The 8,063-nt window shown below is 70.8% G+C and carries 6 protein-coding genes and 1 pseudogene; 4 read left to right on the top strand and 3 right to left on the bottom strand.

The genetic code is table 11. The features are described 5' to 3' along the window. Both FL311_RS44490 and FL311_RS38340 read left to right on the top strand, forming a co-directional pair. Positions 1-413, top strand: a pseudogene (locus FL311_RS44490) (zinc ribbon domain-containing protein); the annotation flags it as partial. A 12-nt stretch (positions 414-425) separates the two neighbouring features. After that, a complete protein-coding gene (locus FL311_RS38340; protein ID WP_141332612.1) occupies positions 426-1,388 on the top strand; it encodes a DHH family phosphoesterase in 963 nt (320 codons plus the stop codon). Between the two features lie 2 nt (positions 1,389-1,390). On the opposite strand, the gene FL311_RS38335 is transcribed toward FL311_RS38340, so the two are convergent. After that, complete coding sequence (locus tag FL311_RS38335) at positions 1,391-1,978, bottom strand: nucleoside triphosphate pyrophosphatase (RefSeq protein WP_141332611.1); 588 nt, start codon at positions 1,976-1,978, stop codon at positions 1,391-1,393. A 435-nt stretch (positions 1,979-2,413) separates the two neighbouring features. Between FL311_RS38335 and FL311_RS38330 the strand changes: the two genes are divergently transcribed. Both FL311_RS38330 and FL311_RS38325 read left to right on the top strand, forming a co-directional pair. After that, on the top strand, positions 2,414-3,631 hold the full coding sequence (locus tag FL311_RS38330) for a metallopeptidase family protein (protein WP_141332610.1): 1,218 nt from the start codon (positions 2,414-2,416) through the stop codon (positions 3,629-3,631). A gap of 5 nt (positions 3,632-3,636) precedes the next feature. Continuing rightward, entirely contained in the window at positions 3,637-4,824 is a 1,188-nt protein-coding gene (locus FL311_RS38325; RefSeq protein WP_141332609.1) for a class I SAM-dependent rRNA methyltransferase, read from the top strand. A 32-nt stretch (positions 4,825-4,856) separates the two neighbouring features. Here the strand turns inward: FL311_RS38325 and FL311_RS38320 are convergent, their stop codons facing one another. Together FL311_RS38320 and FL311_RS38315 are read right to left on the bottom strand one after the other, a co-directional pair. Then, on the bottom strand, positions 4,857-5,354 hold the full coding sequence (locus tag FL311_RS38320; RefSeq protein WP_194869545.1) for a caib/baif family protein: 498 nt from the start codon (positions 5,352-5,354) through the stop codon (positions 4,857-4,859). 29 nt (positions 5,355-5,383) lie between these two features. Beyond that, entirely contained in the window at positions 5,384-5,854 is a 471-nt protein-coding gene (locus tag FL311_RS38315) for a hypothetical protein (RefSeq protein ID WP_141332613.1), read from the bottom strand. Between the last annotated feature and the right edge of the window lie 2,209 nt (positions 5,855-8,063).

Below are 8,063 nucleotides of genomic sequence, written 5' to 3'. Positions count from 1 at the left end.
GGTGGGAGCGGCTGACGCGGGAGCAGCTCGCCGCGCACCTGCCGCTGCCCGCGGCGACGCTTCACGGCAGCGGCGTGGGCTTTGGCGACCTGGCGCGCGGGCGCTACGGCTTCCTCTGGGTGGAGCGCTCCACGGGCGTGAAGCTGGAGGCGGGCTGCCAGGGGCTCTTGAGCGCGGTGGGCACCGGCGAGGAGGCGCGCACGGCGTCGCCCGCGGCGCTGGGGTCGCGCTCGAAGCTGTACACGCTGAGCACGTCGGCGGGGGCGCGGGGCACGCTGGGCTGCGGGCTGCTGCCGGATGGTCGACTGGTGGGGCTCGCGGTGGTGGCCGCCGGGTCGGGTGACGCACAGCCGGGCGACACGGGCGGGCAGGAGTCCTTCGCCGCGGTGGGCGAGGGGCTCGCGTTGCAGTAAACGGGCGCCGCCATGAACGTCCAGGTCCTGTTCCACGACAACTGCTTCGACGGCGCCGCGAGCGCCGCGGTGTTCACCCGCTTCTACCGGGAGCGCGTCCGCGCGGACGCGGCGTTCCGCTACCAGGGGCTGAACCACAAGCCGGGCGCGGAGGGCATCGACCCGGCCGTCTTCACGGGCGAGGAGAACGTCATCGTCGACTTCCGCTACAGCCAGGACGCGCGGCTGACGTGGTGGTTCGACCACCATGCCTCCGCGTTCCAGCAGCCCGGGGACGAGGCGCACTTCCGCGCGGACTCGAGCGGGCGCAAATTCCACGACGCACACCGCAAGAGTTGCACGAAGTACCTGGCGGACGTGGCGCGCGAGCGCTTCGGCTGGGACGCGTCCGCGCTCTCGGACCTCATCCACTGGGCGGAGCTCATCGACGGGGCGCAGTTCCCCTCGCCGCAGATGGCGGTGGCGCTGGAGGAGCCCGCGCTGCGCATCATGACGGTGCTGGAGGCGAACAAGGACCCGGCGCTCATCCCCGAGGTCATCCGCCGCATGCAGTCGGAGTCGCTCGCGGACATCGCCGCCTCGCCGCTCATCGCGGGGCCGCTGGCGCCGCTGCTCGCGCGCCACCAGGCGAACATCGAGCTGGTGCGCTCGCGGGCCCGCTACGAGCGGGGCGTCGTCTTCTTCGACCTGGTGGACGAGGGCGTGGACAGCCTCAACAAGTTCATCGCGTACGCGCTCCATCCGGACGCGCGCTACACGCTGTGGGTGGGGCGGGGGATGTCGCGCGCGAAGGTGTCGCTCGGCTCCAACCCGTGGAAGCCGGAGCTGCGCCAGCATGACCTGTCCGCCATTGCCGGCCGGTATGGGGGCGGTGGGCATCCCGTGGTGGCCGCGGCCAGCTTCAAGGCGGACCAGGCGGACAAGGCCCGCGCGGCGTACCAGGAGATTCTCGCGGAGCTGTCCGCCGCGGGGTGAGGCTAGGGCTGGCCGCGCTCGAAGAAGGTGAAGCCGGCCTGTCGCAGCAGTCGCACCACGGTCACCATGGGCAGGCCCTGCACGTTGGCGCGGTCGCCGTCGAGCCGTGCCAGCAGCGCCTGTCCCGCGCCCTCCACGCGGTAGCTGCCGCAGCAGCCCTCCCACTCGTTCAGGTCCAGGTAGCGCTCCAGCTCGTCGGGCGTGACGTCGTGGAACGTCAGGCGCGCGGTCTCCACGGCCTCGTCGATGGACCCGCCCGGGCCCACCAGGCACACGCCGGTGTGGATGTCGTGGGTGTGGCCGAGGAGCTTCTGGAGCTGGCCTCTCGCCGCGTCTCGGTCCATGGGCTTGGTGAGCGTCTGTCCGTCCACTTCGACCAGTTGGTCCGCGCCGAGCACCCACGCGTCGGGGTGTCGTGCGTGCACGGCGCGAGCCTTGCGAGCCGCCAGCTCCCGGACGGCGTCGCGGGCCGAAAGGTGGGCGGCCACCGTCTCGTCGACGCCCGGGCTCACGGCGCGGTAGGGCAGGCCGAGCCCATCCATCAGCGAGCGGCGGGCACTGGAGGTGGAGGCCAGAATCAAGGGTCTCATGGGGGCGCCACCCTAGTGCACCGAGATGGCCCGCGCCGCCGTCCGCCGAGAGAACAGGGCACGCCGAGCCCGTTCATCAGCGAGTGGCGGGCGCGGGAGGTGGAGGCCCGAATCCAGAGGCTGATGAGTCGCCAACGTGATGAACCCGAGGAGGGGAGCGCCGCCGACATCCCGCGACGGGCACTCAAGGTGAGGGCCAGACGCAGCGGCGCATGGGGCATCACCCTGGTGTCCCGAGGCGTGCAGCGACGCCGCATGAACCCGAGGCAGGAAGCGCCGCCGACATCCCGCGACGGGCACTTGAGGTGAGGGCCAGACGCAGCGGCTCATGGGGCGTCACCCTGGTGCCTGCGGGAGGGAGCGCCGCCGCCCGCCGAGCGAGCATGCACGTCCCTGCTTCCCGGCCCCTAGGGTGATGCCGTAGCGTGGCGGCCCATGTCGCGGCGCGGTCTGCTCGCCCTCTGCCTCCTCCTCACCGCCTGCAAGCGGAACGCCTCGGCCCCGGAGACGGGAGACGCCGGAACGCCCGAGGTGTCGGCGGTGAAGGCCTCCCCAGCCAGTGCCGCGCCCTCGGACGAGCCCCGCGACACGCCGCGCCCCGTGCAGCCCCTCGCGGTGTGCCAGTCCCGGGGCGGCTCTCCGTTGGACGCGGCGCGGGGCTACTACGACGCGGGGCGCTTCGAGGAGGCCCTGTCCTGCGCGGCGCAGGCGGCGGCCCTGGAGCCGGACCTGGCCTCGGCCCACGCCGAGCGCGGTGTCGCGCTGGCCGCCCTGGGGCGCGAGTCGGACGCGCAGCTCGCCTTCGCCCGGGCGCTCGCCATCGACCCCGGGGACGCGGACGCGCTGCTCGGCGCGGCCCACCTGTACGCGGTGCAGATGACCTCCACGCGCGAGCGCGACGAGCTGGGCACGCTCTACGCCGAGCGCGGCCTGTCCCAGCCCGGCACTCCCCCGGAGCTCATCCCGCACCTGGCGCTGGTGTCGGCCATGGCCTTCAACGACCTGGGCCAGGCGGAGGAGGCCCTCGCCCGAGCCGCCATCGTCCTGGCGCGAGAGCCGGGCAGCCGAGAGGCCCTCTACGAGCGGGCCCTGGCCCTCTTCGAGCTGTGCCGCTTCTCCGAGGCGAAGCGCGCCTTCCAGGGGCTCGTCGACGACGCGGAGCGCGCCGCGCACGCGCACCAGCACCTGGGCCTGTTGCTGGAGCGGGAAGGGAAGTGGAAGCAGGCGCAGACGCACTTCGACAAGGCGCGCGCGCTTGCGCCCGACGACTTCCCGACGCCGCCCCTGCCCACCGAGGACACCTTCCGCGTGGACGTGGCCCGCGCCGTCTCCGAGCTGCCCGCGGACATGCGCAGCGACCTGGAGGGCATCCCCGTCACCGCGGAGGAGCTGCCCGCCGAGGTGGACCTGCTCGCCAACCAGCCGCCCCTGTCGCCCACGATTCTCGGCCTGTTCCGGGGGCCGCCCCTGGGCGCGCCCTGCGACGGAGTGGAGTCGCCGTGCCGCTCGGTGGTGCTCTACCGGCGCAACCTGGCCCGGGCGGTGCGCACGCCGGCGGAGCTGCGCGAACAGATTCGCGTGACATTGCTCCACGAAATCGGGCATCTGCGCGGCGAGGACGATGAGGAACTGGCCGCGCGCGGCCTGGAGTGACGCGAATGGCCATCCCCCCGACGCTTCCCGTTGCACGCACGAGCCCCAAGGGCGCCAAGTCCCTGCGCGCGGGAAACCCCTGGCTGTACCGCACCGAGCTGGCCGCCCCGCCCGACGTGACGGGCCCCGGCGCGGTGGTGCTCGTGGTGGACTCGCAGGGCAACCCCATCGGTCAGGCCCTCTACGCGCGGCGCTCCCCGCTGGCGCTGCGCCTGCTGACGCGCACACCCCCGCGCGAGCTGCAGGTGAACGACGCCTTCTTCCGCAAGCGCCTGGAGGCCGCGCTCGCGCGAAGGTCCTCGCTGTCCAAGCGTGACGGCCTGCGCCTGGTGCACGGCGAGGCGGACCTGCTGCCGGGCCTCTTCGTGGACCGCTACGGCAAGGGCCTCACCCTCCAGACGCTCTCCGAGGGCATGGACGCGCGCAAGGAGTCACTGGCGAAGATGCTGGTGGAGCTCACCGGCGCCACCCACGTGGTGTGCCGCGACGACGCCTCCGGCCGCGACTTTGAGGGCCTGCCGCGCGAGACGCGCTGGCTGCACGGCCAGGGCGAGTCGCGCTTCACGTACCACGAGGGCGACAACCGCTTCGACGTGGACCTGCTGGGCGACATGAAGACGGGTGCGTTCCTGGACCAGGTGGACAACCACCTGCGCGCCGGAGAGCTGGCGCGCGGCGAGGCGCTGGACCTCTTCAGCTACCACGGCGGCTTCGCGCTCTCCCTGGCCCGCAACTGCACGTCCGTCATCGCGGTGGAGCAGGACGAGAAGGCCGCCGCGCGCATCGGCGACAACGCCCGCGCCAACAACCGGACCAACGTCACCGTGGAGCACGCGAACGCCTTCGACGTGCTCAAGCGCTTCGACTCGCAGAGCCGCCGCTTCGACTTCATTGTCCTGGACCCGCCCGGGCTCGCCAAGCGCCGCGAGGGCCTGGAGACCGCGCTGCGCGCGTACCACGAGCTGAACCTGCGCGCGCTGCGGTGCCTGAAGCCGGACGGCGTGCTCGTCACCTGCTCGTGCTCGGGCAAGCTGGACCGCGCGGGCTTCGAGGAGATGCTGCTGGGCGCCGCCGCGGACGCGAAGCGCCCGGTGCAGATTCTGGAGCGCCGGGGCGCGGGCCTGGACCACCCCGTGCTCGCGGGCCTGCCGGAGACGGAGTACCTCAAGGCGCTCTACGTCCGGGCGCTCTGACGCGGGCCGGGCCGGACCCGCGAGGAGGAGCACTACGGCAGCCCCAGCTCCTTGCGCAGCTTGCCCACGACCTTGAAGTACTCGGTCCGGGGGAAGGGGACGTTGAGGATGTGGAAGTCCTTCTTCGCCAGGCCCACGCACCCGAAGCAGTAGTTGCAGTCCTGCAGGTTGCGGCACATCACCAGGTAGGCGCTGGTGGTGCAGTTCTCGCTCTGCAGGCAGTAGGCGCATGCATGACAGCTCTTGCACTCCACGCAGTGCGAGCAGTTGTTGCACAGCTCGCACCGGGTGCAGTGCGTGCACTGGAAGCAGCTGTCGCAGTCCTTGCAGAACATGCAGTTGGCGCAGCGCTGACAGCCCTCGCACGCGTAGGAGCCCGGGTTGCCCGGGTCCGACGCGTAGCTCTTGGTGAGCTTCTGGAGCTGGTCCAGGAACTCCCTCTTGCCGAGCGAGGCCACGACCTCCCGCGCCGCCTTCTCCGCGGCGAGCAGGTCTCCTGCTTCGGACCGCGTACCTTTCTCCTTCACCACCCGGGACACTCCTTGCCCATTGTCGGACTTCACTGAAGCCGGGCCAGCCCGGCCAGGTCGATTCCTCGCGCCACCCGCCGCACCTCCACCGTGCCCGGAAAGCCCCGGCTGGTGACGGCCACCACGAAGCGCTCTCCCACCAACAGGTTCGCCTCCGCCAGCGCCTCCTCCGCGTCGTACCTCACGAAGCCCACCGCGTCCTTCCAGTGGATGGGCGCCGCCGGGTCGCTCGCCGGCCGGTCCTTGGCCCGCTCGGCCGCGTCCCGGATGGCCTGACCAATCTTCTGCCCCATCGTGGTGTCCACGATGCGCACCTTCACCTCGCGGCCCTCACCTCGGGTGAACAGCCGCTCCGCCTCCGACACGGACACCTCGCCGTACTTGCCGGTGGAGCCCTGGGTGCGCGCGACGGTGAAGCCCTCCAGCTCCTCCGGCAGGAACGGTGCCAGCGTCTTGAAGTACACGCAGGGCGCACTGGCGGCGGGGATGGAGGCCGTCACCTCGTTGGCGGTGCCCTCCGCTTTCGTGCACCCGACACCCGGGGCGAGCGCGAGCAGGAGGAGGGTGAGGCCTGGGAGAAAGTTGTCGCGCACGGCCGAATCAAAAGGTATCCCCGCCCCGCGCGCAATGGACCTCTCGAAGCTCAATCCTCCCCAGCGCGAGGCCGTGGTCACCCTCCAGGGTCCCTTGCTGGTCCTCGCGGGTGCTGGGAGCGGGAAGACCCGCGTCATCACCCACCGCATCGTCCACCTGCTCAACGAGCGGCCAGACCACATCCTGGCTCGCAACATCCTGGCCGTCACCTTCACCAACAAGGCGGCCTCGGAGATGAAGGAGCGCCTGGTCCACATGGCCGGGCCCCGCGCCCAGGGCGTGCTCGTGTGCACCTTCCACGCCTTCGGCGCGGAGATGCTCCGCGAGGACATCCACCGGCTGGGGTGGCCCAGGAAGTTCGCCATCGCGGACATGGGCGACCAGCTGGCCATCATCCGCCGCGCCATGCGCGAGCACCGCATCGACGACCGCGCCTTCGACGCGCGCAAGGTGCTGGGGCTCATCTCCAAGGCGAAGAACTCCGGCCAGGCGCCCGAGCCCAAGCCCGAGGGCATCGGCGACGACTACGACCTCATCACCCACATGGTCTACCCGGACTACCAGCTGGCGCTGAAGGCGCAGGGCTCGGTGGACTTCGACGACCTGCTCATCCTCCCCACGCGCCTCTTGCGTGAGCACTCGGACCTGTACCTCAAGTACACGCACCGCTTCCGCTACCTGCTGGTGGACGAGTTCCAGGACACCAACCTGGCCCAACTGGAGCTGCTCAAGCTGATGGCGGGGCAGTCCAAGAACGTGTGCGCGGTGGGGGACGACGACCAGTGCATCTACTCGTGGCGCGGCGCGGAGGTGCGCAACATCCTCCACTTCGACCACTTCTTCCCGGGCGGGAAGGAGGTGCGCCTGGAGCAGAACTACCGCTCCGTGCAGATGGTGCTGGACGCGGCCAACGCCGTCATCGCCAAGAACCCCGAGCGCAAGGCCAAGCAGATGTGGACCGACCGCAAGGGGGGCCCCAAGGTGAAGGTGGTGGCGTGCCCCAATGACGAGGAGGAGGCCCGCTTCGTCGCGCACGAAATCCAGAAGCACATCTCGCTGGGCGTGCCCGCGGACGACATCGCGGTGCTCTACCGGACCAACGGCCAGTCGCACCCCATCGAGGAGATGCTGCGCGAGAAGAACATCGCCTACGAGGTGGTGGGCGGCAGCGAGTTCTTCGACCGGCGCGAGGTGAAGGACGTCATCGCGTACTTCAAGGTCATCGTGAACCGGCTGGATGAAATCTCGCTCATGCGCATCATCAACGTCCCGTCGCGCGGCATCGGCGACGTGACGGTGGAGCGGCTGCACGCGCACTCGCGCGCGGAGGGCGTCACGCTGTGGACGGTGATGCGCAAGGCGTCCGAGTACGACGATTTGCCCCCGGGCGCGGGCGCCAAGGTGCATGAGTTCGTGGACCTCATCGAGCGCTACCGCGCGGCGTACGAGCACGGGCAGCTGGCCGTGGCCACGCGCAAGCTCCTGGAGGAGATCGGCTTCCGGGACGCCACGCGCGCGCACGCCACCAGCGCCACCAGCGCGGACAAGAAGCTCAAGGGCGTGGACGGCGTCATCGACTCCCTGGAGCGCTTCGAGAAGCGCGAGGGCCCCAAGGCCAGCCTGCTCACCTACCTGAACCGGCTGAGCCTGGACAACAAGCAGGAGGACGAGGAGGACGTCCCGGGCAGCAACCGCCGCGTCACCCTGATGACCATCCACTCCTCCAAGGGCCTGGAGTACCGGCTCGTCTTCTTCATCGGCATGGAGGAGGACCTGATGCCCCACGGCGGCATGCAGGGCGAGGCCCAGAACCTCGAGGAGGAGCGCCGGCTCTGCTACGTGGGCATCACCCGCGCCAAGGAGCTGCTCTACCTCACCCGCGCCGTCACCCGCGTGAAGCGCGGCAAGGAAGTGCCCCGGACCCCCTCCCGCTTCCTGGAGGACCTGCCCGAGGACGTCATCGAGCACGTGACGCCTGATGCGCCGCGTCAGGGGCCGCCGACGGCGGAGGAGAAGAACTTCTTCGCCAACCTCAAGGAGCGCTTCAAGAAGCCCCAGCCGGGGACTCCAGGGGCTGTCTCTTTATACACATCTGACGCTGCCGACGAAGCTAGA

This window comes from Myxococcus sp. AB025B, from assembly GCF_006518215.1.
Taxonomy (GTDB): domain Bacteria; phylum Myxococcota; class Myxococcia; order Myxococcales; family Myxococcaceae; genus Myxococcus; species Myxococcus fulvus.
This window is presented reverse-complemented; position numbering and strand designations above follow the sequence as displayed.